Origin of the sequence: Vibrio alginolyticus NBRC 15630 = ATCC 17749, assembly GCF_000354175.2 — a bacterium.
GTDB classification, from domain to species: Bacteria; Pseudomonadota; Gammaproteobacteria; order Enterobacterales; family Vibrionaceae; genus Vibrio; species Vibrio alginolyticus.
Map to the genome: position 1 here is coordinate 2,699,351 of NC_022349.1, position 22,966 is coordinate 2,722,316.

The 22,966-nt window shown below is 45.6% G+C and carries 23 protein-coding genes; 11 read left to right on the top strand and 12 right to left on the bottom strand.

What is annotated here, in order from left to right:
- Window positions 1–105 precede the first annotated feature (105 nt).
- Both mdh and N646_RS12500 read left to right on the top strand, forming a co-directional pair.
- Entirely contained in the window at window positions 106–1,041 is a 936-nt protein-coding gene (gene mdh, locus N646_RS12495) for a malate dehydrogenase (protein WP_005379660.1), read from the top strand.
- 113 nt (window positions 1,042–1,154) lie between these two features.
- A complete protein-coding gene (locus N646_RS12500; protein ID WP_005379661.1) occupies window positions 1,155–1,346 on the top strand; it encodes a hypothetical protein in 192 nt (63 codons plus the stop codon).
- A 94-nt stretch (window positions 1,347–1,440) separates the two neighbouring features.
- Here the strand turns inward: N646_RS12500 and ispB are convergent, their stop codons facing one another.
- Complete coding sequence (ispB, locus tag N646_RS12505; protein WP_005383097.1) at window positions 1,441–2,412, bottom strand: octaprenyl diphosphate synthase; 972 nt, start codon at window positions 2,410–2,412, stop codon at window positions 1,441–1,443.
- A gap of 256 nt (window positions 2,413–2,668) precedes the next feature.
- On the opposite strand from ispB, the gene rplU reads away from it, so the two are divergent.
- From rplU to folA, 6 genes are all read left to right on the top strand, one after another.
- Window positions 2,669–2,980, top strand: a complete 312-nt coding sequence (gene rplU / locus N646_RS12510) for a 50S ribosomal protein L21 (RefSeq protein ID WP_005383096.1) — start codon at window positions 2,669–2,671, stop codon at window positions 2,978–2,980.
- A gap of 20 nt (window positions 2,981–3,000) precedes the next feature.
- Window positions 3,001–3,258, top strand: a complete 258-nt coding sequence (gene rpmA / locus N646_RS12515; RefSeq protein WP_005383095.1) for a 50S ribosomal protein L27 — start codon at window positions 3,001–3,003, stop codon at window positions 3,256–3,258.
- Between the two features lie 212 nt (window positions 3,259–3,470).
- Window positions 3,471–4,646: an Obg family GTPase CgtA gene (cgtA, locus tag N646_RS12520; protein WP_005383091.1), complete on the top strand. Its 1,176-nt coding sequence runs from the start codon at window positions 3,471–3,473 to the stop codon at window positions 4,644–4,646.
- Window positions 4,647–4,841: 195 nt separating this feature from the next.
- Window positions 4,842–5,642: a threonine/serine exporter family protein gene (locus tag N646_RS12525; RefSeq protein ID WP_005379664.1), complete on the top strand. Its 801-nt coding sequence runs from the start codon at window positions 4,842–4,844 to the stop codon at window positions 5,640–5,642.
- Window positions 5,642–6,115, top strand: coding sequence for a threonine/serine exporter family protein (locus tag N646_RS12530; RefSeq protein WP_005379665.1), 474 nt, complete (start codon window positions 5,642–5,644; stop codon window positions 6,113–6,115). The genes N646_RS12525 and N646_RS12530 overlap by 1 nt, the downstream gene beginning before the upstream one ends.
- 9 nt (window positions 6,116–6,124) lie before the next feature.
- The gene (gene folA / locus N646_RS12535; RefSeq protein ID WP_017820272.1) at window positions 6,125–6,604 is read left to right on the top strand and encodes a type 3 dihydrofolate reductase; all 480 of its coding nucleotides are present in this window, start codon (window positions 6,125–6,127) and stop codon (window positions 6,602–6,604) included.
- Between the two features lie 269 nt (window positions 6,605–6,873).
- On the opposite strand, the gene apaH is transcribed toward folA, so the two are convergent.
- From apaH to lptD, 6 genes are all read right to left on the bottom strand, one after another.
- Window positions 6,874–7,680, bottom strand: a complete 807-nt coding sequence (apaH, locus tag N646_RS12540; RefSeq protein ID WP_017820271.1) for a bis(5'-nucleosyl)-tetraphosphatase (symmetrical) ApaH — start codon at window positions 7,678–7,680, stop codon at window positions 6,874–6,876.
- 15 nt (window positions 7,681–7,695) lie between these two features.
- The gene (gene apaG / locus N646_RS12545) at window positions 7,696–8,076 is read right to left on the bottom strand and encodes a Co2+/Mg2+ efflux protein ApaG (RefSeq protein ID WP_005379668.1); all 381 of its coding nucleotides are present in this window, start codon (window positions 8,074–8,076) and stop codon (window positions 7,696–7,698) included.
- A 75-nt stretch (window positions 8,077–8,151) separates the two neighbouring features.
- Entirely contained in the window at window positions 8,152–8,961 is an 810-nt protein-coding gene (rsmA, locus tag N646_RS12550; RefSeq protein WP_005379669.1) for a 16S rRNA (adenine(1518)-N(6)/adenine(1519)-N(6))-dimethyltransferase RsmA, read from the bottom strand.
- On the bottom strand, window positions 8,958–9,956 hold the full coding sequence (pdxA, locus tag N646_RS12555; RefSeq protein ID WP_005383085.1) for a 4-hydroxythreonine-4-phosphate dehydrogenase PdxA: 999 nt from the start codon (window positions 9,954–9,956) through the stop codon (window positions 8,958–8,960). Before pdxA ends, rsmA begins: the two co-directional genes overlap by 4 nt.
- Complete coding sequence (gene surA / locus N646_RS12560; protein ID WP_005379672.1) at window positions 9,946–11,229, bottom strand: peptidylprolyl isomerase SurA; 1,284 nt, start codon at window positions 11,227–11,229, stop codon at window positions 9,946–9,948. The genes pdxA and surA overlap by 11 nt, the downstream gene beginning before the upstream one ends.
- A gap of 59 nt (window positions 11,230–11,288) precedes the next feature.
- Window positions 11,289–13,634, bottom strand: a complete 2,346-nt coding sequence (lptD, locus tag N646_RS12565; protein ID WP_005379673.1) for an LPS assembly protein LptD — start codon at window positions 13,632–13,634, stop codon at window positions 11,289–11,291.
- Between the two features lie 266 nt (window positions 13,635–13,900).
- Between lptD and djlA the strand changes: the two genes are divergently transcribed.
- A complete protein-coding gene (gene djlA, locus N646_RS12570) occupies window positions 13,901–14,755 on the top strand; it encodes a co-chaperone DjlA (protein ID WP_017820270.1) in 855 nt (284 codons plus the stop codon).
- A gap of 142 nt (window positions 14,756–14,897) precedes the next feature.
- Here djlA and N646_RS12575 read toward each other — a convergent pair whose 3' ends face one another.
- From N646_RS12575 to leuA, 5 genes are all read right to left on the bottom strand, one after another.
- Entirely contained in the window at window positions 14,898–15,680 is a 783-nt protein-coding gene (locus tag N646_RS12575; RefSeq protein ID WP_017820269.1) for a DUF547 domain-containing protein, read from the bottom strand.
- A gap of 335 nt (window positions 15,681–16,015) precedes the next feature.
- Window positions 16,016–16,618 carry a 3-isopropylmalate dehydratase small subunit gene (gene leuD / locus N646_RS12580; RefSeq protein ID WP_005383071.1) on the bottom strand — a complete coding sequence of 201 codons (603 nt, stop codon included), beginning with the start codon at window positions 16,616–16,618 and terminating at the stop codon, window positions 16,016–16,018.
- 11 nt (window positions 16,619–16,629) lie between these two features.
- Window positions 16,630–18,030 carry a 3-isopropylmalate dehydratase large subunit gene (gene leuC, locus N646_RS12585; protein WP_005379681.1) on the bottom strand — a complete coding sequence of 467 codons (1,401 nt, stop codon included), beginning with the start codon at window positions 18,028–18,030 and terminating at the stop codon, window positions 16,630–16,632.
- A gap of 194 nt (window positions 18,031–18,224) precedes the next feature.
- Window positions 18,225–19,316: a 3-isopropylmalate dehydrogenase gene (gene leuB, locus N646_RS12590; RefSeq protein WP_017820268.1), complete on the bottom strand. Its 1,092-nt coding sequence runs from the start codon at window positions 19,314–19,316 to the stop codon at window positions 18,225–18,227.
- Between the two features lie 82 nt (window positions 19,317–19,398).
- Window positions 19,399–20,946 (bottom strand): 2-isopropylmalate synthase, encoded by a 1,548-nt coding sequence (leuA, locus tag N646_RS12595; protein WP_005379685.1) that lies wholly within the window; start codon window positions 20,944–20,946, stop codon window positions 19,399–19,401.
- 519 nt (window positions 20,947–21,465) lie between these two features.
- Here leuA and N646_RS12600 point away from each other — a divergent pair.
- Both N646_RS12600 and N646_RS12605 read left to right on the top strand, forming a co-directional pair.
- Window positions 21,466–22,263, top strand: a complete 798-nt coding sequence (locus N646_RS12600) for an SH3 domain-containing protein (protein WP_017820267.1) — start codon at window positions 21,466–21,468, stop codon at window positions 22,261–22,263.
- A gap of 152 nt (window positions 22,264–22,415) precedes the next feature.
- Window positions 22,416–22,964, top strand: a complete 549-nt coding sequence (locus N646_RS12605) for a phosphatase PAP2 family protein (protein ID WP_017820266.1) — start codon at window positions 22,416–22,418, stop codon at window positions 22,962–22,964.
- Window positions 22,965–22,966: the final 2 nt, after the last annotated feature.

The window sequence follows — 22,966 nt, forward strand, 5'->3', positions numbered from 1 at the left end:
GTTAATTGATTGTAATCAAGTTGTGATTCCGATAGCTTTATTTAAGTTGGTTACAAACTACCCTACGAATACGTTTATAAGAGAAATACTCTCAAGGAGAACTACATGAAAGTAGCCGTTATTGGTGCCGCTGGTGGCATCGGTCAAGCCCTGGCCCTTCTACTTAAGAACCGTCTTCCTGCTGGTTCTGATCTAGCCCTATATGATATTGCTCCAGTAACTCCTGGTGTGGCCGCTGATCTTAGCCACATCCCTACGCCAGTTTCTATCAAAGGTTACGCTGGTGAAGATCCTACTCCAGCACTAGAAGGCGCGGATGTTGTGCTAATTTCTGCTGGTGTTGCGCGTAAGCCAGGTATGGATCGTGCGGATCTATTTAATGTAAACGCTGGTATCGTTAAATCGCTAGCGGAGAAGATTGCGGTTGTTTGTCCGAAAGCTTGTGTTGGTATCATCACAAACCCTGTAAATACAACAGTGCCAATTGCTGCTGAAGTTCTTAAAAAAGCGGGTGTTTATGATAAGCGTCGTCTATTTGGTGTAACAACGTTGGATGTTATCCGTTCAGAAACGTTTGTTGCTGAGCTTAAAGACAAAGATCCAGGTGACGTTCGCGTGCCAGTTATTGGTGGTCACTCTGGCGTAACGATCTTACCTCTACTGTCTCAAGTAGAAGGTGTTGAGTTTACAGCTGAAGAAGTAGAAGCATTAACGAAACGTATTCAAAATGCAGGTACTGAAGTTGTAGAAGCTAAAGCGGGTGGTGGTAGTGCAACACTATCAATGGGCCAAGCTGCATGTCGCTTTGGTCTGTCTCTGGTTCGTGCTCTTCAAGGTGAAGAAGGCGTAGTTGAGTGCGCTTACGTTGAAGGCGACGGCGAACACGCGACTTACTTCGCGCAACCTGTGAAACTGGGTAAAGAAGGCGTTGAAGAAGTACTAAGCTACGGCAAACTCAGCGATTACGAAAAGTCTGCATTAGACGGTATGCTAGAAACACTAAATGGCGACATCAACATTGGTGTTGAATTCGCAAAGTAATCTAGAAAGCCTATATAAGAAGAAAGCCGATCATTTTGATCGGCTTTTTTGATCCTTGATTTCTCAACTTCGTAAAAATGGTCGAATAAAACCACGTAGTGAAGGAGAAGATGATGGAAGCGAGTCGAATCCGTAAAGGCATGGTTGTTGAGTGCCAACAAGGCGTCGGTACGATATTAGTGGTCGATCATGAAGCAGAGACAGTATTATTGTCCAAACAAGGGACTGAACAGCAGCTCGCCGTTAGCTTTGATGAAATAGAAGATGATCCACAACTGCATGGCGGTAGTGACAGATATTACTAGCGCCTCGGGGCGTCGTCATTAGGTATCAAACGTAAAAAAGGAAGAGCATGCTCTTCCTTTTAGCTATAAGCCTTGCGTTATGGGTAGCTATTGATTACTTCGTGCGTTGTACAGCGACATGAGCCAGAGTAACAAGCGCTTGTTTGTATTCAGACTCTGGCAACACTGATAGTTCTGCGATTGCTTTGTCTGCTTCTTCTAGAGCTTTTTGCGTTGTGTATTCCAGAGAGCCTGCTTCTTTCATGACCGCAAGAATTTCTTCTAAGCGATCCATGCCATTCGCTTTCTCAATCGCTTCACGAATCATGATGGCGTTTTCTGGTGTGGTATTACGCATAGCATGGAGTAGAGGTAAAGTTGGCTTGCCTTCGGCCAAGTCATCACCCACATTTTTACCCATGTCTTCGCCATCAGAAGTGTAATCCATGACGTCATCAATGAGCTGAAACGCAGTGCCTAGATACTTACCGTAATTTTGCATTGCGATTTCCACATGCTCAGGAGCATCATTTAAGATTGCACCGATTTGAGTTGCGGATTCAAATAAGCGCGCAGTCTTAGAGTAGATGACTTGCATGTAGCTTTCTTCTGTCGTGTCAGGGTCGTTACAGTTCATCAACTGCTGTACTTCACCTTCGGCGATCACGTTTACGGCATTGCTCATTAGTTTAAGGATCTTCATGGATCCTAGTTCCGTCATCATCTGAAATGAGCGTGTATAGATAAAGTCCCCAACTAATACGCTAGCCGCATTGCCAAATGCTGCATTCGCAGTGGCTTTACCACGGCGCATGTCTGATTCATCTACCACGTCATCATGCAGCAAAGTCGCTGTATGGATGAACTCAATAAACGCAGCTGCCATTGTATGACCATTGCCTTGGTAACCAAGTGCACGGGCTGACAGTATCGCTAAAAGCGGTCTTAGACGTTTGCCTCCACCACTCACGATATAAAAACCGAGCTGGTTGATTAAAGAGACATCAGAATTAAGTTGGGCTTGAATTGTTTCATTCACTTTTGCCATGTCATCGGCAGTAAGCGCTTGGATAGTTTTAAAATCCATCGTATATCCGGCTGAAGTTAGACCCTGCAAGGCTTATTCGATTTATATAATTGTCGAATAATACACTAAAAAACGTTGATTAATACATTACTAAAGGGCATGATTGCCGCACTTTTCTTTGGCGATTAGCTTTTCGCCAATTTTTTCAAAATATGGCTTGTCATAGGAGCATCTATTCTGTAGAATCTGCGCCCTATTGATGATTAGTTTAGCGCACACCCTCAAGAAAGGCTGTGCGGAAAAAGCGGAGTAAAATATGTACGCTGTTTTCCAATCTGGTGGTAAACAACACCGTGTAAGCGAAGGTCAAACTCTTCGTTTAGAGAAATTAGACGTTGAAACTGGTGCAACTGTAGAATTTGATAAAGTTCTTCTTGTTGCTAACGGCGAAGACATCAAAGTTGGTGCTCCTCTTGTAGAGGGCGGCAAAATTGTTGCTGAAGTTGTACAACACGGTCGTGGCGATAAAGTTAAAATCGTTAAGTTCCGTCGTCGTAAGCACTCTCGTAAGCAACAGGGTCACCGTCAGTGGTTCACTGAAGTGAAGATCACTGGTATCAACGCTTAATCTATTAGGAGAGTTTAACAATGGCACACAAAAAAGCTGGTGGTTCTACTCGTAACGGCCGCGATTCAGAAAGCAAACGTCTAGGTGTTAAGCGTTTCGGTGGTGAATCTGTACTTGCAGGTAACATCATCGTTCGTCAACGTGGCACTAAGTTCCACGCTGGTAACAACGTAGGTATCGGTAAAGACCACACTCTATTCGCTCTTACTGAAGGTAAAGTGAAGTTCGAAGTGAAAGGTCCTAAGAACCGTAAGTTTGTAAGCATCGAAGCTGAGTAATTAGGTTTTTAACCAAATTACTTAATAGCTTTAAGCTGAATTCAAAAGCCCTGCCGAATCGGCGGGGTTTTTTATTTGTGGCAGTCGACATATCGAAGTTTCTCGCTAAGATCCTAAGCGATTTGAATCTGGGAGCTTAGATCTGTCATCTGCTAAAATTGTCGGATGACATAGTAAGATTTAATCCACGCACGAAGTAGTCGGAGTAAAAGATGAAGTTCGTAGATGAAGCGGTAGTAAAAGTTCAGGCTGGTGATGGCGGTAGTGGCGTTGTCAGTTTCTGGCGTGAAAAATTCATCACTAAAGGTGGCCCTGATGGCGGTGATGGCGGTGACGGTGGTGATGTTTATATCCAAGCTGATGAAAACCTAAATACTCTGATTGATTACCGTTTCCAGCGCTTCTACGAAGCTGAGCGTGGTGAAAACGGTCGCGGTGGTAACTGTACAGGTAAGCGTGGTAAAGACATCGTTCTTCGTGTACCTGTGGGTACGCGCGCTGTGGATATCCACACAAATGAAATCGTGGCGGAAGTTGCTGAACACGGTAAGAAAGTGATGATCGCAAAAGGCGGTTGGCACGGTCTAGGTAACACGCGTTTCAAATCTTCAGTAAACCGCGCGCCTCGTCAGAGAACATTGGGTACAAAGGGTGAAGTACGCGAAATTCGCCTTGAGCTATTGCTTCTTGCTGATGTGGGTATGCTTGGTCTACCTAATGCTGGTAAATCAACCTTTATCCGCGCAGTATCAGCAGCAAAACCGAAAGTCGCTGATTACCCATTCACGACTTTGATCCCAAGCTTGGGTGTCGTAAGTGTCGTACCAGAGAAAAGTTTTGTTGTTGCAGACATCCCTGGTTTGATCGAGGGTGCAGCAGATGGCGCTGGCCTTGGTATTCGATTCTTGAAGCACTTAGAGCGTTGTCGAGTGTTGCTGCACATGATCGATATTATGCCAATTGATCAGTCCGATCCGGTGCAAAATGCATTGACGATCATTGATGAACTAGAACAATACAGCGAAAAACTGGCAAGTAAGCCGCGCTGGTTAGTGTTCAACAAAGTTGATCTAATGCCTGAAGAAGAAGCGAATGAGAAGATCCAAGAAATCTTAGACGCACTAGGTTGGGAAGACGAGTACTTTAAGATCTCGGCGATCAATCGTAACGGTACTAAAGAGCTTTGTTACAAACTGGCTGACTTTATGGATAACCTACCTCGCGAAGAGGAAGAAGTGGCTGAAGAAGATAAAGTTAACTTCATGTGGGATGATTACCATAAAGATGCGATGGCGGGTAAAGACGTTATCACTGAAGATGACGACGACGATTGGGATGACTGGGACGATGAAGAAGATGACGGTCACGTTGTCTACGTTCGTGACTAATCAGAACGGTCAAACAATGCCTGTTTGCCTATAATTCATTAAGCCGCAATTATCTATTGCGGCTTTTTTTGTATCTAAATCATATTTAGGTGATGTGATTTACGGCACAATAACCGATACGTCGTGTTTTTTGAGGGTTAGTTTGGCCCTCGCGCGTATGAATGAGTAACACCCTAAAAGGAATTAGACTTATTTATGACTCTAGAAACCATACCGCCTAGAGAGTTGGCGGTATCTACTCAACGATCGATTTCTCGTCTTGTCGCCCAAGCCGGACAAATGCTACTTGCTCATGGTGCTGAAAGTACTCTTGTGAGCGATATTATGCGTCGTATTGGCCTTGCTTGTGGGGTGAATGAAGTTGCGGTAGCACTATCAGCTAATGCATTGGTTGTGACGACGGTAATGGATGGGCATTGCATCACCACCACCCGAAGCTGCGCTGATCGTGGCATCAATATGCGCGTTATTACGCAAATTCAACGAATCTGTATCATGATGGAACGTGGTTTGCTCGATTCAACCATGGCGCAGAAAAAGCTGAACGCTATCAGTCCAGAGCGTTATAACCGCTGGTTGGTGGTGTTTATGATTGGCTTGTCTTGTGCGGCATTCAGTCATCTAGCTGGTGGTGATTGGGGAGTCTTCATCATGACCTTTTTAGCTTCAGCTGGTGGCATGATCGTTCGCCAAGAAATTGGTCATCGTCATTTCAACCCTCTATTGAACTTTGCTGCGACCGCTTTTGTGACTACCTTAATTTCAGCACAGGCGGAAATTTACCAAATCGGTAATCTACCTACCGTAGCAATGGCATCGTCAGTATTAATGCTTGTACCTGGTTTCCCACTCATTAACTCTGTCGCAGATATGTTGAAAGGCCACATTAATATGGGGATTGCTCGATTTGTGATGGCTAGTTTACTAACGTTGGCGACATGTTTGGGGATCGTTGCTGCGATGAGTGTAACTGGAATTTGGGGGTGGGCTATCTAATGAGTTTATTTGATTTGATGTTTGGCCTGTTGAATGACATGTTTTTTGCGGCGATTCCCGCCGTAGGATTTGCATTGGTTTTTAACGTGCCACAAAGAGCTTTAGTGTATTGCGCTGTTGGTGGTGCGATTGGTCATGGTAGCCGCTACTTGATGATGCAGTTTGGCATTCCTATTGAGTGGGCAACCTTTTTTGCCGCGACGTTAGTTGGGATGATTGGTGTGTACTGGTCTCACCGTTTTCTCGCGCATCCAAAAGTGTTTACTGTGGCTGCTTTGATCCCGATGGTGCCGGGTGTGTTTGCGTACAAAGCAATGATCGCTATGGTAGAGATCAATCATGTTGGCTACTCACCCGAGCTTGTCGCAACCTGTATGGAAAACTTTCTTAAGGCCATGTTTATTATTGCAGGTTTAGCTGTTGGTCTTGCGGTTCCAGGGCTGTTATTCTATCGCCGCAGACCAATTGTATAAGGACCTAACATGATCATTAGTATGATTGCCGCGATGGCCGACAATCGCATCATTGGCAAAGACAATCAAATGCCTTGGCATCTTCCCGCCGATTTCGCTTGGTTTAAGCGTTGTACCATGGGAAAACCGGTTTTGATGGGACGCAAAACCTATGAGTCTATTGGTCGCCCTTTACCTGGTCGCTTGAATATTGTTATCAGCCGTGATGAGACACTAAAGATCGAAGGCGTCACTACCGTAACATCGATTGAGCAAGCTTTGGACGTGGCTGGTGACGTGGAAGAAGTGATGATCATTGGTGGTGGTGCGATTTACGCATCTTGTCTGCCGATGGCCAATAAACTGTATGTAACACACATTGAAGCCGCGATTGATGGTGATACTCAGTTCCCAGACTGGGGAGATCAATTTAAGGAAACTTACTCAGAAATGTATCAAGCCGATGAGAAGAACGCCTACAACATGCGCTTTACTGTGTTAGAAAAGTAATTCGAGATTAACACCGCGTAGTTAATACGGTAATGCCGTTCGTATAACAGCGAGCGGACATTCCAACCTACCGTCATCCTGAAAAGCGACGAAAGAGCGAGATTCAGGAGCCTCTATACGAGTACTTTGTTGTCAAAGGTATTTCTATCTATTCGCAGCGCGAGGATATTAGATTCCTAGTCTCGTTAAGGCTCGTTGGAATGACCCTACAGGAGGTGTTAAGTGACAAGTATTCTTCCTACTATGGATTATCGACTGTTATTCAGTGTTTAACTTAACGCATCCTGAGTAAAAATTTTCTTATCTTCCCAACGGATCATGGTTAGGCTTCCGCCCCAAACGCAGCCAGTATCTAGCCCGATGACTTCGTTGTTCATATAGCCTTGTAGTGCAGCCCAGTGCCCAAAGAGCACCGCTTTGTTTAAGTGGATACGTTTAGGCACATCAAACCATGGAATAAGTTCGTTACCGGAAACTTGTTGCGGTGGCAATTTACAATCCATATCCAAACGACCATCAGGGAAACAAAAGCGCATCCGCGTAAAAGCATTGATAATATAACGGTATCGGTCCAAACCCTGTAGAGAGTCATCCCAGGAATCAGGTTGATTGCTGTACATGTTTTTTAATAGCCAAGGCAGCTCTTCACTTTGGATGATGCGCTCAACTTCACGGGCACACTTTCTCGCTGTTTTTAGATTCCACTGCGGTGATATGCCAGCGTGACACATCACGAACTCGTCATGCTCGGCCAATAGAGGTTGCTGAGCTAGCCATGTCAGTAGTTCCTCTTTGTCAGGGGCCGTGAAAATAGGTGCGGTTCTATCTTTGTCTTTGACCTTTTTTATCCCGTGAGCCACTGCAAGAAGGTGAAGGTCGTGATTACCAAGCACGACGATTGCGCTTGCGCCAAGTGACTTCACAAAGCGTAACGTTTCTAGTGATTTAGGCCCTCTGGCGACCAAATCACCAGCAAGCCAAAGTTGGTCTTTTTTCGCAGAGAAAGATACTTTTTCTAGTAGTCGCTGCAATTCATCAAAACAGCCTTGGATGTCACCAACAATATAGGTAGCCACTGAATCTCCAATTTACTAATTTAAAACATTTGGAACAGCCAAGCGAAATGGTTCGATTTCGGTGATGAACTCTTGCCCTTTCTCATCCAGCATTTTGTAGTGTCCTTGCATAACGCCGACAGGGGTTTCTAACGCGGTTCCGCTACTGTACGTGTATTCATCATTGCTTGGAATAAAGGGCTGCTGGCCTACCACTCCGTCACCTTCAACCGTCATTTGCTTGCCATTCGAGTCTGTGATTAGCCAGCGGCGGCTCACTAACTGTACGGTTTGCTGGCTAAGGTTTTTGATGGTGATGATATAAGCGAAAACGTAGCGTTGTAGCTCTGGGTTGGACTGTTCTTCGATGTATTTGGTGTGAACTTGAATTTTGATGCAAGGTTGAATGACGTCCATGTGCACTCCTCAGAAACGTAATATCCCAATAATAATAAGCCAAACCTACAAGGGTTTGGCTCATTGTTTGAGTTCTTAGTGCTGCGGGTTATCCGCAAGCCAGTTCGCCATTGCGACGAATTGTTCTAGCGTCAGGTTCTCTGGACGCATGCTTGGATTAACACCTAGCTCTTCTAGTACTTCTGTGCTTAACAACGATTTGTAGCAGTTACGAACTGTTTTACGACGTTGGTTAAAGCCTTCACGACAAACGCGATCGAGCAAACGCAGATCTTTCGCCGGGCATGGCAGCTCTTCGTAAGGCACTAAACGAACAACGGCAGAATCCACTTTCGGTGGTGGAACGAATGCCGTTGGCGGTACTTCCAGTACTGGTACCACTTTACAGTAGTACTGAGCCATTACCGTCAAACGGCCGTAAGCTTTGCTGCCAGGGCCGGCGGCTAAGCGGTTTACCACTTCTTTTTGCAGCATAAAGTGCATGTCTTGAATGTCTTTATGGAACTCAAAAAGGTGGAACATCAATGGTGTAGAGATGTTGTATGGCAAGTTACCAAAAATGCGCAGCTTGTTGTTTGGCTTCACTAGTTGAGTGAAGTCAAAACGCATAGCGTCACCCTCATGGATGGTCAACTTATCTGCCAGTTCAGGGTGAGTACGTAGGCGTTCCGCCAGATCGCGGTCTAATTCGATAACTGTGAACTTATCTACTTCACGACCTACTGGCTCAGTGATTGCACCAAGACCAGGACCGATTTCAACCAGGTTTTGACCTGGTTTTGGGTTAATCGCTGATACGATTCCATCAATAATGTATGGATCGTTCAGGAAGTTTTGACCAAAACGTTTACGCGCTTTGTGTCCTAAATGGACATCATTTCTCATTGTTTCTTCTCTACCAAATCTATCGCATGCGTGAGCGCTGTTCGGAAACTCCCTGTATCCGCTTGACCTGTCCCTGCCAGATCTAATGCAGTACCGTGGTCCACCGATGTTCTAATAAAAGGTAGACCAAGAGTAATGTTTACTGAACGACCAAAGCCTTTGTATTTTAATACTGGCAACACTTGATCATGGTACATGCCTAAAACAGCATCAGCATCATTTAAATATTTTTCATTGAAAATGGTATCAGCCGGCAGAGGGCCGATCAGGTTGATACCTTTTTCTTGTCGAATTTTTTCCAGTGTCGGAGTGATGGTTTCGATCTCTTCACGACCTAAGCAGCCATCTTCGCCAGCATGAGGGTTAAGCCCGCAAACGTAGATGTTTGGTTGTGCGATAGCAAACTTTTCTACAAGGTCTTTATGAAGAATATCGATGATTTTTTCTAATCGCTCTTCGGTGACAGCTTTGGACACATAAGCTAAAGGAATATGTGTTGTAACCAGCGCCACGCGTAGTCCTTCCGTTGCTAGCATCATTACGACTAGCGGCGTTTGTGACTTCTCGGCGAAAAATTCAGTATGACCACTGAATGCAACACCTGCGCGATTAATCACCCCCTTATGAACAGGGCCGGTGACAATAGCATCAAATTCATCATTCATACAGCCTAAAGCCGCTCTTTCTAGCGTTTTTAGTACATAGTGGCCATTCGCTTCATTGAGCTCGCCTGCGACCGCAGGTTCTGATATTTGGATATGGTCAACGATAAGCGTGCCCGCTTTTTGTGCTTTAGGTGCTTCTTCTGGATTGTAATCAGACAGTTGGACTTCGATGCCAAGCTGCTTGGCTCGCTCCGTCAGCATATTCTTATCGGCACAGACGACAATTTGGTGCGCCCAATCTTCTTTCGATAGGGCAAGCACTAAGTCTGGGCCGATACCCGCAGGTTCCCCTGCGGTTACGACAATTCTACGAATTGTATTAGTTGTCATTGTTGTCATCCACGATTTCAACAAACGCACTTGCGCGTAGCTCTTGCATCCATGCGCCCGCTTCTTCATTAAATTTACGATTAAATAGAATACGGTAAGCTTTGTTCTTCATCGCTGAGTCAGTGCGGTCAACTTGGCGACGATCCAACACTTCAACGATATGCCAGCCGTGAACGGTTTTGAACGGTTCGCTGATTGAGCCAACTGGCAGAGTTTCTACTTGGTGCTTAAATTCTGGCACGTAAAGATCTGGTGTTTGATAACCTAGTTCACCGTCTTGTGCTGCCGAGCCAGGATCTTGACTGTATTGTGTTGCCAATTGAGCGAACGTTGCTTCACCGGCTTTGATGCGGCGTACAAATTCATTCAGTTGCTTCTTCGCCCCTTCGTCGCTCAGAATCACGGTTGGTTTAATCAAAATATGACGCGCATTTACTTCCGTTACCGCAACCGTTTCTAGGCCTTTTACATCCTCTATTTTTAGGATGTGGAAACCAACGCCACTACGGAAAGGACCAATAATGCTGCCTTTGTTTTGCATCTTGATCTGATCAGCAAAGATGGTTGGCATCTCTTCTTTACGCATCCAGCCCCAGTCACCACCTTGTAAAGCTTTAGGACCTTTTGAGTAGGTGTAGGCCATCTCCGTAAAGTCTGCACCTTCGTTTAGCTTTTTCGCGAGCGCTTTAGCTTCTGCTTCTACAGCTGACTTTTCTTTATCGTCAGAGAAGCGCAGTTGAATGTGTCCAATTTTGTATTGAACAGTCGCATTGGTTTCTTGTGATAGTTGCTCAGCAAGGCTATCGACCTCTGCTGGAAGGATATTAATACGGCGACGAACCAGTGCATTGCGAGCTTCTGATGCGGCGATTTCCTTACGAATTTGTTCGCGGAATTCTGGGTAACTTAAACCTTCACTTTCTACAGAAGCAGCGAGTTGTTCTACCGATTGCTCATTATTACGTGCGATCTCTGCAATCGCTTGGTTTAAACGGTTGTCGTCAATACGCACACCAATACGGTCTGCTTCTTGGCCTTGCAACGTATCAATGATAAGTTTTTCAACGACTTGTTCTTTTAACACGCTGGTAGAAGGTAAGCTCTTTCCACTTTGACGAGCGTTGGCTTGCAGCGTTTTCATCGCTGTTTCGATGTCGCTTTGTAGAACTACACCGTCATTCACGATGACCGCAACCTTATCGATCTCTACTGGTGCTGCAACCGCTCCGCAAGAGAGTAGGGTCGTGAATAAGATTGATTTCCAAATTTTCATTTAAAATTCCGTCAGTATTTTTGAATAGGCGTCTTATTCATTTAAGACGCCTATTTTGATTAATTGTTCAGATAGAATGGGCGGCCGTACTTAATCGCGTTGTCAGAACCATCCAGTTCTTTGACAGCAGTGTCTTCACGCTGGTTGGTCGCAAAGCCTTGAATACCGAAGTTAACGCTGAAGTTATTTTCGTATTCAGGTGATGCCCCGGTGCTGCCGATAGCTTGGTCTTCCCAACCAAGCAATTGGTTTGAGTAAGTGACGCCAATGTACCAACAGTCAGATTGGTAACGTAGGCTCGCTAACCATTCTAGGTCCGCATTTTCATTGAGGTCGTAGTAGTATTGACCACTCGCAGACCAGTTCGGGTTGAACTCGTAGGCCGCTACAATACCTGCTTGAGAAATACCTTTACGAGTAATTGTGTCTAGGTTTTCGAGAATGATCGTATCTTCGATGTATTCACGCGTAACGTAGCGATAGTTACCCTGAATAAAGCCGCCGTTGAATTGGTATTCCAAGGTACTGTTTGCCAACTGCATGGAGCTCAAATCAATATCGTATTGAATTCCACCGTGATAGAACAAGTAATCGTTGTAGTTGAAATCAGCTTCAATCGCCCATGATGAGTAATTGGTGGTCTCATCCGGAAGATTTGGGCTGTTGCTCAGTTTGGTCTTTTTATCGAAGTAGTAAATCTGACCAAATGAAACGTTAAGACGCTCTTTATAGTCATCATCAAAGAAGCGAGTACTCGCACCGTAGCTTAACTGGTTCGCCGAGGCGATTTTATCAATGCCACTGTACTTACGACTGCGGAATAGCCCGTAGTAGTCGGTTTGTAGCAAGGTGGTATCGTAGTTGTAGATGTTGGTTTGATCTTCTTCAGGTACGTACAAGTACTGTAGCTGAGGCTCCAGTGTTTGTGTGTAGCCCTTGATCCAGCTTGTATCTCGCTCTAAGTAAAGTTGCGCATGCGTACGGAACTCAGGAATAACACGAGAAACTTCATCATCCAACTGGTTTTGCAAGTTTACATCTGTCAAACCCGTTAAGTCTTGAGAGTAATACGTAGAGAGCACACGCGCTTCTGTTGTCCACGTTGCCCATGAGTTTGAGAGTGGTAATGTAAGCCCTGGTTCAATGTGAACACGGGTCGCATTTGGTCGCGCAGCATCGCTGGTATCGAAGCGGCTCACTTGGCTCTTCACGTCAAAGTTAAGGTAGTCTCCCCACAACGGCGTGTAGTAGTTCAAGTCTAACTGAGGAAGCAGGCGATAAGGGCGGTTCTCTTCTTTCAATAAGATTTGGAAGTCACGAACGGTTAACGAGGCATCCCAGAAGTCAGAACGATATTGTACTTGTCCTTCTTGAACCAGTTGACCATCTTCACGGTTACCAATGTCGGAGTCGAGATCGAGGAAGTAATCAATATCACTCACTTTTGAGTAATCGACTTTGACTATCCACTGTTTATTGATGATACCGTCGTGTTTAACTTGGTAGCCCCAACGAGACTCGTCCTGATATTTGCGATCACTATTGAGGTATTCGCCTTTGATTTCCCCATTTCCCCAACCATCTGTTAGGTAGCGGAAATCAGTATCGAGTTTTGTACCACGTTGCTGCATATAGAGCGTGGTGAGTGTCATGTCATATTGAGGCGCGATGTTCCAATAGAATGGCACCTCGACTTCCATACCATCACTAGAACCATACGATAAAGAAGGGAAGAGGAAACCCGTTTTGCGCGTATCTCCAATTGGCATGGTTAGATACGGCACATAGAAAACAGGCACATCTAACACTTCAAATCGAGGATGGTGCAGCGTCGCTGTCTCTTCATCTTGGTCAACATCGATGCCTGACGCAACCAATCGCCATGAATTATCGCCTTGAGGGCACGATGTGATAGAGCCGTCTTCGAGTTCATAAACCGACTGACCTGTGCGAGCGATATAGGCTGCAGTGCCTCGGCCTTGTTGGCAAAGGAACTGATAATCGGTGTTCTCAAGTGAAAACGTATCTTGATTAATGTCGTTAGTAACACGATCAGATCGAGCTTTGACTTGGCCGTCATTGAAAGTCACGTTGCCTTCGGCAACCACGACGTTGTCTTGTTGGTGCAGCGTTACGCTATCTGCGGTAATTTTCTTCTGGCCTTGGGTGACTTGTACATTACCTGAGTACTGAGCTTTGTCACCATTGATGGCTTGCAGGGTGTCAGCTTCTACCACTACTGGGGTATTAAGAGCGTCCTCCTCGCCACTTGTATCGACCAAACATTGATCTGTGGCGGGCATTTCCTGCACACTATCATGGATATTCGCTTCAGCTTGAGTGGTGGGTACAAACAAGGCGGTGCTGATAGAGGCCGCTAAAAATGTGCGGGAGAAATGTTGCATTGAATTGAACTTTCCTGTGTCACTACTACTCGATGGCTATAGGGCTTGTTGTACCCTAGCGTAATAGCCAAATGAATCAACTATAGTCGCATTTATCCCAGCGTATTGATTCACTGTGGCATAATGACGACAAAATAGCTGCAAAGATAAGCAGGCGAAATGGCCTAGCCGAAATAAAACTAATTCCATTATCATAAAGGAAATCGTTGCATCCGGCACTATAAGACCGCCGTCGTCGATAAAAATTCATTGATAGAGAACACATAATGCATATTTTTGGCAAAATTCTGGGTGCCTTTTTTGGCTTGTTACTTGGCGGGCCGCTAGGTTTACTCTTTGGCTTATTTATTGGCCATCAATTCGATAAAGCACGTCGCTTGAGTCAAGCCGGGTTCTCTACTGGCGGCTTTGGAAAAGGGCCAAGTCAAGCTCAGCGCCAAGAAGAGTTTTTTAAAGCGGCGTTTGCGGTAATGGGACATGTGGCAAAAGCGAAAGGCCAAGTCACCAAAGAGGAAATCCAACTGGCTTCAGCCATGATGGACCGCATGAATTTGCATGGCGAACAGCGTCGCGCAGCGCAAGACGCGTTTCGTGAAGGTAAAGACAGCGACTTTCCGTTAGAAGATGTTCTTGTTCGTGTGAAAATTTCGACAGCTGGTCGCTTTGACTTGTTGCAATTTTTCTTAGAGCTGCAAATCTCGGCGGCCTTTGCAGATGGCTCGATCCACCCGAGTGAACGAAATGTACTACACAAGATTGCACGTGGTTTGGGTTTCTCTTCTGAGCAATTAGAGCGTCGTTTGCAAATGCAAGAAGCCGCATTTCGTTTCCAAAGCCAGGGCGGTTTTCATGGTCAGCATCAAGGCCAATCTTCAGGTGGTAGCTGGCAACAAGCTTCACAAGCGGATCAGTTGGCCGACGCGTACAAAATTCTGGATGTGTCTTCAGATGCAGACAGTAAAACCGTTAAGCGTACTTATCGTAAACTGATGAACGAGCATCACCCGGACAAATTGATGGCTAAAGGTTTACCACCAGAGATGATGAACGTCGCGAAAGAGAAATCTCAAGAGATTCAAAACGCTTACGATCTTATTAAGAAGGTTAAAGGCTTTAAGTAGTCGGACGTTTTCTATCAAACATTTGGATGTAAAAAAGGGCACTCAGTGCCCTTTTTTTTCATGTCTTAGTCTTTGAGTTGCCGGTGTCTTTAGCTTTTGGCCTATTATGTCCCTAATGCTAATTGACCTCACATCCCCCAGTTTAGTTGGCTTGATTCAAGTCCCAATCGTATTCGTATTTCACTTTGCCAGAGAAGTTTTTGTATTGCGGTGCGTACTTTGCGATGTGTTTGAAGATTTGTTTTTCTCCACCAAAGTCCGTTGCAAACCAATCATAAATAGAAGACAGCTGTGCCGTGTTACCTTGGATAGATACGCCTTTGCTGCTGTTGATAAATGTTTTGGCGGCACTATCCAGTAGAGCTTGCGTGTTGCCAGCAGTGAATGCTTGAGATTGCAGATTAGGGCATCCTAGGCTGGCACAGTTAACCGCGTAATGCGTTCTTGGGTCATTCCAAATTGGACGCAAAATTCGATGTTCAATATCGTTTAAAGTTAGATCCTTCCCATTGACCACGACCACATCGTCTCCCCAAGGACCAAAGCTAAATAAACCACCTAGCTTGGTGATTGATTCGACTGGATAGTTATCCAAAATAAGATCTACCGTGATGGCGTTGTAAAGGTTTACCCAATAGGCATATTGCTCTGCTTGGTTGTATTGTAGAGGGTCTAGTTTTGCCAAACGCTGGATGTATTGTTTCAGCTTAGTTTTATCGACAGAGGAGACTTGGCTATAACGAAACAAGGTATTCTCGCCTTGTTCAACTAAATAAGTATCGAGCAGTTGTTGCCATTCTTGATGAGAAATTTGGGTTTGGTTGGCTTGATTCGATTGTTTCCAATATGGCCATAAGTCGGATTTAGGCGCGGACAATGTCGAGAAAGAAACCAGAGCACACAACAGCAATAACAGACGCTTCATAGAGATACCTTTGAATGAGATATTGTTGATAGTGTAGACCAGTTTAGTGCTTGTTTTCTTTCAGTAATCAGTGGCCTTTATTCGCTGTCATTCCGAGGAGCATAAGCGATATCAGGAATCTAATATCCACAAACTCTTGAGTAAAGACAGTATGAATCTGTACAGTGCGCTCTGGTAGTCGATCCTGAATCACGCTCCTTCGTCGCTGTTCAGGATGACGAATTTCAACAGAGGCGTTCGGCATTCCGTAAGCAAAGCGATATGAGATCAGTCACCCAAAACAAATCAAGGGCCGACAATTGCCAGCCCTTGATTTGTGTATTTACTAACGCGTCTTAACGCAAGAAGCTTGGAATATTCGCTTCGTACTCAGCAATCTTATCTTCGTGTTGAAGGGTTAGGCCAATGTTGTCCAAACCGTTTAGCAAGCAATGACGACGGAACGAATCGATTTCAAAACCATATTCTTTGCCGTTGGCACGAACGACATTCGCTTCTAGGTCGACCTCGACTTCTGCACCTTCATTTGCCTCAACAAACTGGAAGATTTCATCCACTTCTTGTTCAGTCAAACGAACTGGCACCATTTGGTTGTTGATCGAGTTGCCGTAAAAAATATCGGCAAAGCTTGGTGCGATCATCGCTTTGATGCCGTAATCCGCTAGTGCCCACGGTGCGTGCTCACGAGATGAGCCACAGCCGAAGTTTTCACGAGCCAGCAAGATAGACGCGCCTTGGTAGCGAGGTGCGTTCATCACGAACTCTGGATTTGGCTGTTCGCCAGCATCGTCTAGGAAGCGCCAGTCATGGAATAGGTGCTTACCAAACCCTAGGCGGGAGACCTTTTGTAGGAACTGCTTTGGAATGATGGCATCAGTATCAACGTTCGCTGCATCTAGAGGAACAACTAAGCCTGTGTGTTGTTTAAAGCCTGACATTGGTTTGCTCCTTAGTCTAGTTCACGAATATCTACAAAGTGACCAGCAATTGCTGCTGCCGCTGCCATCGCAGGGCTCACTAGGTGGGTACGGCCATCACGACCTTGGCGGCCTTCAAAGTTACGGTTTGAAGTAGACGCACAACGTTCATGTGGGCCCAAACGGTCATTGTTCATTGCTAGACACATCGAGCAACCTGGTAGGCGCCACTCAAAGCCCGCTTCTTTAAAGATAACGTCCAAGCCTTCCGCTTCTGCTTGCGCTTTTACTTGCTCAGAGCCAGGAACGATCAGCGCTTGAACGTGAGGCGCGACTTTGCGACCTTTCGCTACTTCAGCGGCTGCGCGCATGTCTTCGATACGTGAGTTAGTACAAGAACCAACGAAGACTTTATCGACGTTGTAATCAGACAATGACTTGCCTGCCTCTAGGCCCATGTAAGCCAATGCTTTTTCTGCCGATGCCTTTTCTACTGGGTCGGCAAAGCTTTCTGGTGCTGGGATAGGTTGATCTACCGCGATCACTTGGCCTGGGTTAGTACCCCAAGTGACTTGTGGTTTAATGTCTGCTGCGTTTAGCGTCACGACTGCATCAAACTGAGCATCATCGTCCGTTTTTAATGTCTTCCAGTATTCTACTGCTGCATCAAAGTCGGCACCTTGAGGTGAGAATTTACGGCCTTTGATGTATTCGAACGTGGTTTCATCTGGCGCAATCAAACCGGCTTTCGCACCTAGCTCTATCGCCATGTTACATACGGTCATGCGGCCTTCCATTGAAAGGTCAGTGATCGCTTCACCACAGAATTCAACCACGTAGCCTGTACCGCCAGCTGCTGTAGTTTCACCGATGATTGCTAGCACGATATCTTTCGCCGTGATACCCGGAGCCACTTTGCCTTTTACTTCGATCTTCATCGTTTTGGCGCGCGCTTGTTTTAGCGTTTGAGTTGCTAATACGTGCTCAACTTCTGATGTACCAATACCAAAAGCGAGAGAGCCGAATGCACCGTGTGTAGCCGTGTGCGAGTCACCACAAACAATGGTCATGCCCGGTAGGGTAATACCAAGCTCTGGGCCCATAACATGCACAATACCTTGGTATTTATGGTTGATGTCGTAAAGCGTAACGCCAAACTCTTCACAGTTTTTCGATAGCGTTTCCATCTGGATACGAGCCATCTCACCCGATGCGTTGATGTCTTTGGTGGTTGTCGAAACGTTGTGGTCCATGGTGGCAAAAGTTTTGCTGACCTGACGCACTTTACGACCTTTTTCACGCAAGCCGTCAAATGCTTGCGGAGACGTCACTTCGTGTACCAAGTGACGGTCGATGTACAAGATTGGGTTTTCCCCTTCTGCTGCGACGGCAACGTGTGCGTCGTAGACTTTTTCGTATAATGTTTTGCCCATTGTTTGCTTCCTTTCCTCATCGCCGTTGCCGCAATAACTGCGTTAGCGACACCCGTTTATCCAGTTATTTAGCTTATTTAGCGAACTAAACGCCTTAATATAAATGGGCTTGCTGCCTTGCTATTGCACCAATGACTTAGAGGAAAGCCATTGGTTGACCGAGGATTTAGTATTTATTATGAATCTGTTTTGTATTAAGAGTTTAAGACGTACTCAGCGATCTTATCGCCCATCTCAGACGTCGAAAGTGCTGGGTTGTCACCAGCAAGGTCACCCGTTAGTTCCCCCGCTGATAGCGCTTTTGAAACTGCCGTTTCGATGTCTTGTGCCGCCGTTTCCTCACCTAGGCTATAACGTAGCATCAGTGCCGCAGACAGGATTTGTGCCACAGGGTTAGCGATGTTCTTACCTGCGATATCTGGTGCACTGCCACCTGCTGGCTCGTACAGACCGAATTTGCTTTCGTTTAGACTTGCTGATGGCAACATACCCATAGAGCCTGTGATCATCGCACATTCATCAGAAATGATGTCGCCGAAGATGTTTGAACACAGCATTACGTCGAACTGAGCAGGGTCTTTGATAAGCTGCATAGTCGCGTTATCAATGTACATGTGTGACAACTCGACATCTGGGTAGTCTTTTGCGATTTCTTCGACTACTTCACGCCATAAGATAGAGCTTTGTAGAACGTTCGCTTTGTCGATAGAGCACACTTTCTTGCGACGTAGACGAGCAGAGTCAAAAGCGATTTTTGCAATACGTTCGATCTCAAAGCGGTGGTACACCTCAGTATCAAATGCTTTTTCTGTTGCGCCTTCACCTTCACGACCTTTCGGTTGGCCGAAGTAGATACCACCCGTCAGTTCACGGACTACCACGATGTCAAAGCCGCGACCCGAGATGTCTGCACGTAGCGGTGAGAAAGCTTCAAGACCTGAGTGAATTTGCGCTGGACGTAAGTTACAGAACAGTTGGAAGTGTTTGCGTAGTGGAAGTAGGGCACCACGTTCAGGTTGGTCATTTGGTGGTAAGTGCTCCCACTTAGGGCCGCCAACCGAGCCGAATAAGACTGCATCAGACTCTTCACATGCTTTTATTGTGCTCTCTGGAAGTGGACAACCGTGATTGTCGATCGCGATACCACCGACATCATGCTCGTCACGCTCAAACGCAATACCATGTTTCTTTTCGATTGCATCCAATACTTTATGTGCCTGCGCCATTACTTCCGGGCCAATGCCGTCACCGGGTAGGACGGCAATTTTGTACGATTTGTCTGTCATGTTAATCCTTTAAGTTTTCTAATTTTGAGCTTAATTATTTCAACGAGCGTGTTCTTTCCTGAGCCGTGTAGCCCGGTTGTTATTACACAGTCGCAATCTTTTTCTGCTTCATTTCTTCGATTTTATCTGCACGATGAATGCTGTTAATAACGTGCAATAATGCTTGGCCGGAAGCCTCAACGATGTCGGTGGAAACACCCGTACCGTGGTATTTGCGACCTTTGTAGTTGGCAATGATGTCTGCTTGACCCAAACCATCTTCACCTTCACCTTTCGCGGTTAGGTCGAATTTATCCAGAACGATGTCGTAGCCTGTCACGCGGTAGATACATTGGTATAGCGCATCAACTGGGCCATTACCGACCGCTGCTTCACACATTTCTTCATCACCGCATTGCATTTTGATGCTGGTGGTAGCCATTACGCTGCCAGACTGCACGCTTAGGTAGCTCAATTTGTAGAAGTCATCTTCTTCACGCAAGTTCGAGAAGTGCATTAGGGCTTCTAGGTCGTAATCGAACACTTGGCCTTTGCGATCAGCAAGTTTCAAGAAATCCGCATACAGCGCGTCTAGGTTGTACTCGTCTTCGTTGTAACCCATGGTATCCATATGGCTCTTCACGGCAGCGCGACCGCTGCGGCTGGTTAGGTTCAGAGCTTGGTTTTTTAGGCCAATAGACTCAGGGGTCATGATTTCGTAGGTATTCTTATTCTTCAACATGCCATCTTGGTGGATGCCTGAAGAGTGGCTAAACGCATTTGCACCCACAATTGCTTTGTTGCTTTGAATAGGCATATTGCATAGCTGGCTAACCAACTTACTGGTGCGGTGAATTTCATCATGCTTAATGCCAGTGTGAACGCCCAAAAACTCTTGACGAGTCTTGATGATCATTGCGATCTCTTCAAGTGAACAGTTACCCGCTCGCTCTCCAATGCCATTGATCGTGCCTTCTATCTGACGTGCGCCAGCTTGAACGGCGGCAATAGAGTTGGCAACTGACATCCCCAAATCGTCGTGACAGTGAACGGAGATGATCGCTTTATCAATGTTCGGAACGCGGTTAAATAGGGTTTCAATAATCCCACCAAACTCACTTGGTACGGTGTAGCCAACGGTATCTGGAATGTTGATTGTACTCGCACCTGCATTGATGGCGGCTTCTACCATGCGACATAGGTTGTCGATTGGAGTACGACCAGCATCTTCACAAGAAAACTCGACATCATCAGTGTAGTTACGTGCATGTTTAACGGCGTTGACTGCCATTTCTAGTACATCGTCGTAGCTGCGGCGTAGTTTGTCTTCTACGTGAATGGTGGAAGTGGCTAAAAACGTGTGGATACGGAATTGGTCAGCCACTTTTAAGGCTTCAGCGGCAGCATCAATGTCTTTCGCAACGGCACGCGAAAGGGCACAAACTCGACTGTTTTTTATGTTTTTTGCGATGGTTTGTACAGACTCGAAATCACCTGGTGAAGAGATTGGGAAGCCAGCTTCGATAACATCAACGCCGAGTCTTTCCAGCGCATAGGCAATCTGCAGTTTTTCTTTAACCGTCAAGCTTGCTGACAACGCTTGCTCGCCATCACGCAATGTGGTGTCGAATATAATGACCTGATCGTTCATGTTTGCTTCCTTCCTGATTTCTGCACTTTCGCGCAAGTGAATCGTTTACTTCCAGTATTTAGATATAAAAAAACCCGCATTCTCATGCGGGTTCTTAGAAATTGGTGTGGTTATTTTTCTTCCACAGCCTACCCGCGCGAACTGGTCACGATCAGGAGGAGGCTAAGCAGGATAGAAAAATGAGCTGACATAGTTGTTAAGCTTTCCACATAATTAAGTTAACAAATTAGTACCGCACTCCATGAAGCGCGTCAACCCTAAAGTCGATTTTTTATTCATATCGGATGAGTCTTTTCGTTTGCTTGAGAAAAATGATGCACTAAGTGAAACGGCATGATGCGATAGAAACGTGCTAGAAGAAGTAAGTTCTCATCAAGTTTGCGACGTTTCATTACCAAAACAAGCATCGGGATTGCGACTTGTCACACAAAGGTCCGAATTGTTTGGCAAAAGTTTTGAATGACCATTTATAGTAGTGCAGTTGCACTAGGTAAAAGAAATATAAGGGTTAGGGAAAGAATGAGGTTAACAAAACAATTTGGACGTTCAGCCATAGTATTTACTCTGGTCAGCTTGTCGGGTTGTCAGCTGTTTCAATCGCAGACCTATGTGGAAGTGGCTTCCCCCGTTGTTATGAATAATCACTCACAGAGCGTCATGGTCATCAATGATCAAATGGATCGATTTTTGAGTTATGAAGGACGCGAATCGTTCTTGAATCAGATGCTTGTTGCCCTTGAGTCTGACAGCCGAAATAAGTTTAAAGGTAAAGATCCGGAAACGTATTCTTGGTGGAAGATCCGTGTCCAGCCTAGTGAGAAACAGCAAGCGGAAGTTTTCCGACCAACCACTGAAGGTGTCGATACCTCAAACCCAGTAGAGTTTATGGATGTCTCTTACCGCTCTAAGACCACATTAAACCTACGCTCCAAACCGAGTCTTGAAGGGGCAAAGCTTGGCGTATTATCGAAAGGGGAAGTCTTTAATGTGCTAGCAAAAGTGGTTGATCAACCTTGGTTTCTCGTTGAACAGAAAGGAGTGATAAAAGGTTATGTCCATAAGGATTATGCGCGCAGCAATGTGATAAATCGTGACATTTTATCTACTCAGCCTAACCCTCTACTAGAGCCTAAATCGAGTAAAACGGAGCAAACGAGTATAGAGCATGAACTGTCGGGAAACTATACTTGCCGCTCACTGAGCTATGAGCTTACAAAAGATGGCGACATGACGACGGGCTCTTTGCGCGCCTGCCGCAAGAAGAGAAAAGTCTGGTATATAGACACCCCTCAACCGCAACCAGCAAACCCTTCTTAATGTTCTATTTTTATGGTTATGCCCAATAGATAAATTGTTGGGCACACCTTAATTTGGCCTTTGTCATTAATTGTCCAAATTCCCGTCATGCTGTTGTCACCTAAACCTCCTACTTTTCACACAAAGGTGTTGTCAAAGTAAGGAAAGGTCACATGCGAACCATAGAGACAATTACACAGCCAATTGCAACCATTGCTAAGTTTGATTTAGCGCTCTCTAGTGTTTGTCTTAAGCACCGTTTTAATCAAAAAGTCGCCAATATCAGCAAAGGAGTCTCCCACAGTGGTGACGGGCACCTTTACTTGGTGTTGGGTTTATTAGCTTGGTATTTAGATAAGGAGCAAGGAGTCTGGTTTTTACTGGCGGGTTTACTTGCTTTTGCTATCGAGCTACCAATTTATTGGACGCTGAAAAATAGTTTTAAGCGTCGTCGCCCTGAAGAGCTTAGTGCACTCCTTCCTGCTTTTATTACTCCCTCTGATCGCTACAGTCTTCCTTCAGGACACACTGCCGCTGCGTTTGTCATGGCGACGCTGATTGACCATTTCTATCCGAGCCTAGGCGTTGCTGCATTCTTTTGGGCAAGTTTAATCGGAACCGCGCGAATCTTATTGGGTGTGCACTTTTTTACCGATGTCATCATTGGTGCACTGCTTGGCAGTCTTTGTGGTGGATTAGCGATTGCGATGTTAGGAGGCTAATT

Excerpts from the sequence above, each read along its gene's own strand:
- mdh (WP_005379660.1), top strand. The coding sequence starts at position 106 with ATGAAAGTAGCCGTTATTGGTGCCGCTGGTGGCATCGGTCAAGCCCTG.
- N646_RS12500 (WP_005379661.1), top strand. The coding sequence starts at position 1,155 with ATGGAAGCGAGTCGAATCCGTAAAGGCATGGTTGTTGAGTGCCAACAA.
- ispB (WP_005383097.1), bottom strand. The coding sequence starts at position 2,412 with ATGGATTTTAAAACTATCCAAGCGCTTACTGCCGATGACATGGCAAAA.
- rplU (WP_005383096.1), top strand. The coding sequence starts at position 2,669 with ATGTACGCTGTTTTCCAATCTGGTGGTAAACAACACCGTGTAAGCGAA.
- rpmA (WP_005383095.1), top strand. The coding sequence starts at position 3,001 with ATGGCACACAAAAAAGCTGGTGGTTCTACTCGTAACGGCCGCGATTCA.
- cgtA (WP_005383091.1), top strand. The coding sequence starts at position 3,471 with ATGAAGTTCGTAGATGAAGCGGTAGTAAAAGTTCAGGCTGGTGATGGC.
- N646_RS12525 (WP_005379664.1), top strand. The coding sequence starts at position 4,842 with ATGACTCTAGAAACCATACCGCCTAGAGAGTTGGCGGTATCTACTCAA.
- N646_RS12530 (WP_005379665.1), top strand. The coding sequence starts at position 5,642 with ATGAGTTTATTTGATTTGATGTTTGGCCTGTTGAATGACATGTTTTTT.
- folA (WP_017820272.1), top strand. The coding sequence starts at position 6,125 with ATGATCATTAGTATGATTGCCGCGATGGCCGACAATCGCATCATTGGC.
- apaG (WP_005379668.1), bottom strand. The coding sequence starts at position 8,076 with ATGGACGTCATTCAACCTTGCATCAAAATTCAAGTTCACACCAAATAC.
- rsmA (WP_005379669.1), bottom strand. The coding sequence starts at position 8,961 with ATGAGAAATGATGTCCATTTAGGACACAAAGCGCGTAAACGTTTTGGT.
- pdxA (WP_005383085.1), bottom strand. The coding sequence starts at position 9,956 with ATGACAACTAATACAATTCGTAGAATTGTCGTAACCGCAGGGGAACCT.
- surA (WP_005379672.1), bottom strand. The coding sequence starts at position 11,229 with ATGAAAATTTGGAAATCAATCTTATTCACGACCCTACTCTCTTGCGGA.
- lptD (WP_005379673.1), bottom strand. The coding sequence starts at position 13,634 with ATGCAACATTTCTCCCGCACATTTTTAGCGGCCTCTATCAGCACCGCC.
- djlA (WP_017820270.1), top strand. The coding sequence starts at position 13,901 with ATGCATATTTTTGGCAAAATTCTGGGTGCCTTTTTTGGCTTGTTACTT.
- N646_RS12575 (WP_017820269.1), bottom strand. The coding sequence starts at position 15,680 with ATGAAGCGTCTGTTATTGCTGTTGTGTGCTCTGGTTTCTTTCTCGACA.
- leuD (WP_005383071.1), bottom strand. The coding sequence starts at position 16,618 with ATGTCAGGCTTTAAACAACACACAGGCTTAGTTGTTCCTCTAGATGCA.
- leuC (WP_005379681.1), bottom strand. The coding sequence starts at position 18,030 with ATGGGCAAAACATTATACGAAAAAGTCTACGACGCACACGTTGCCGTC.
- leuB (WP_017820268.1), bottom strand. The coding sequence starts at position 19,316 with ATGACAGACAAATCGTACAAAATTGCCGTCCTACCCGGTGACGGCATT.
- leuA (WP_005379685.1), bottom strand. The coding sequence starts at position 20,946 with ATGAACGATCAGGTCATTATATTCGACACCACATTGCGTGATGGCGAG.
- N646_RS12600 (WP_017820267.1), top strand. The coding sequence starts at position 21,466 with ATGAGGTTAACAAAACAATTTGGACGTTCAGCCATAGTATTTACTCTG.
- N646_RS12605 (WP_017820266.1), top strand. The coding sequence starts at position 22,416 with ATGCGAACCATAGAGACAATTACACAGCCAATTGCAACCATTGCTAAG.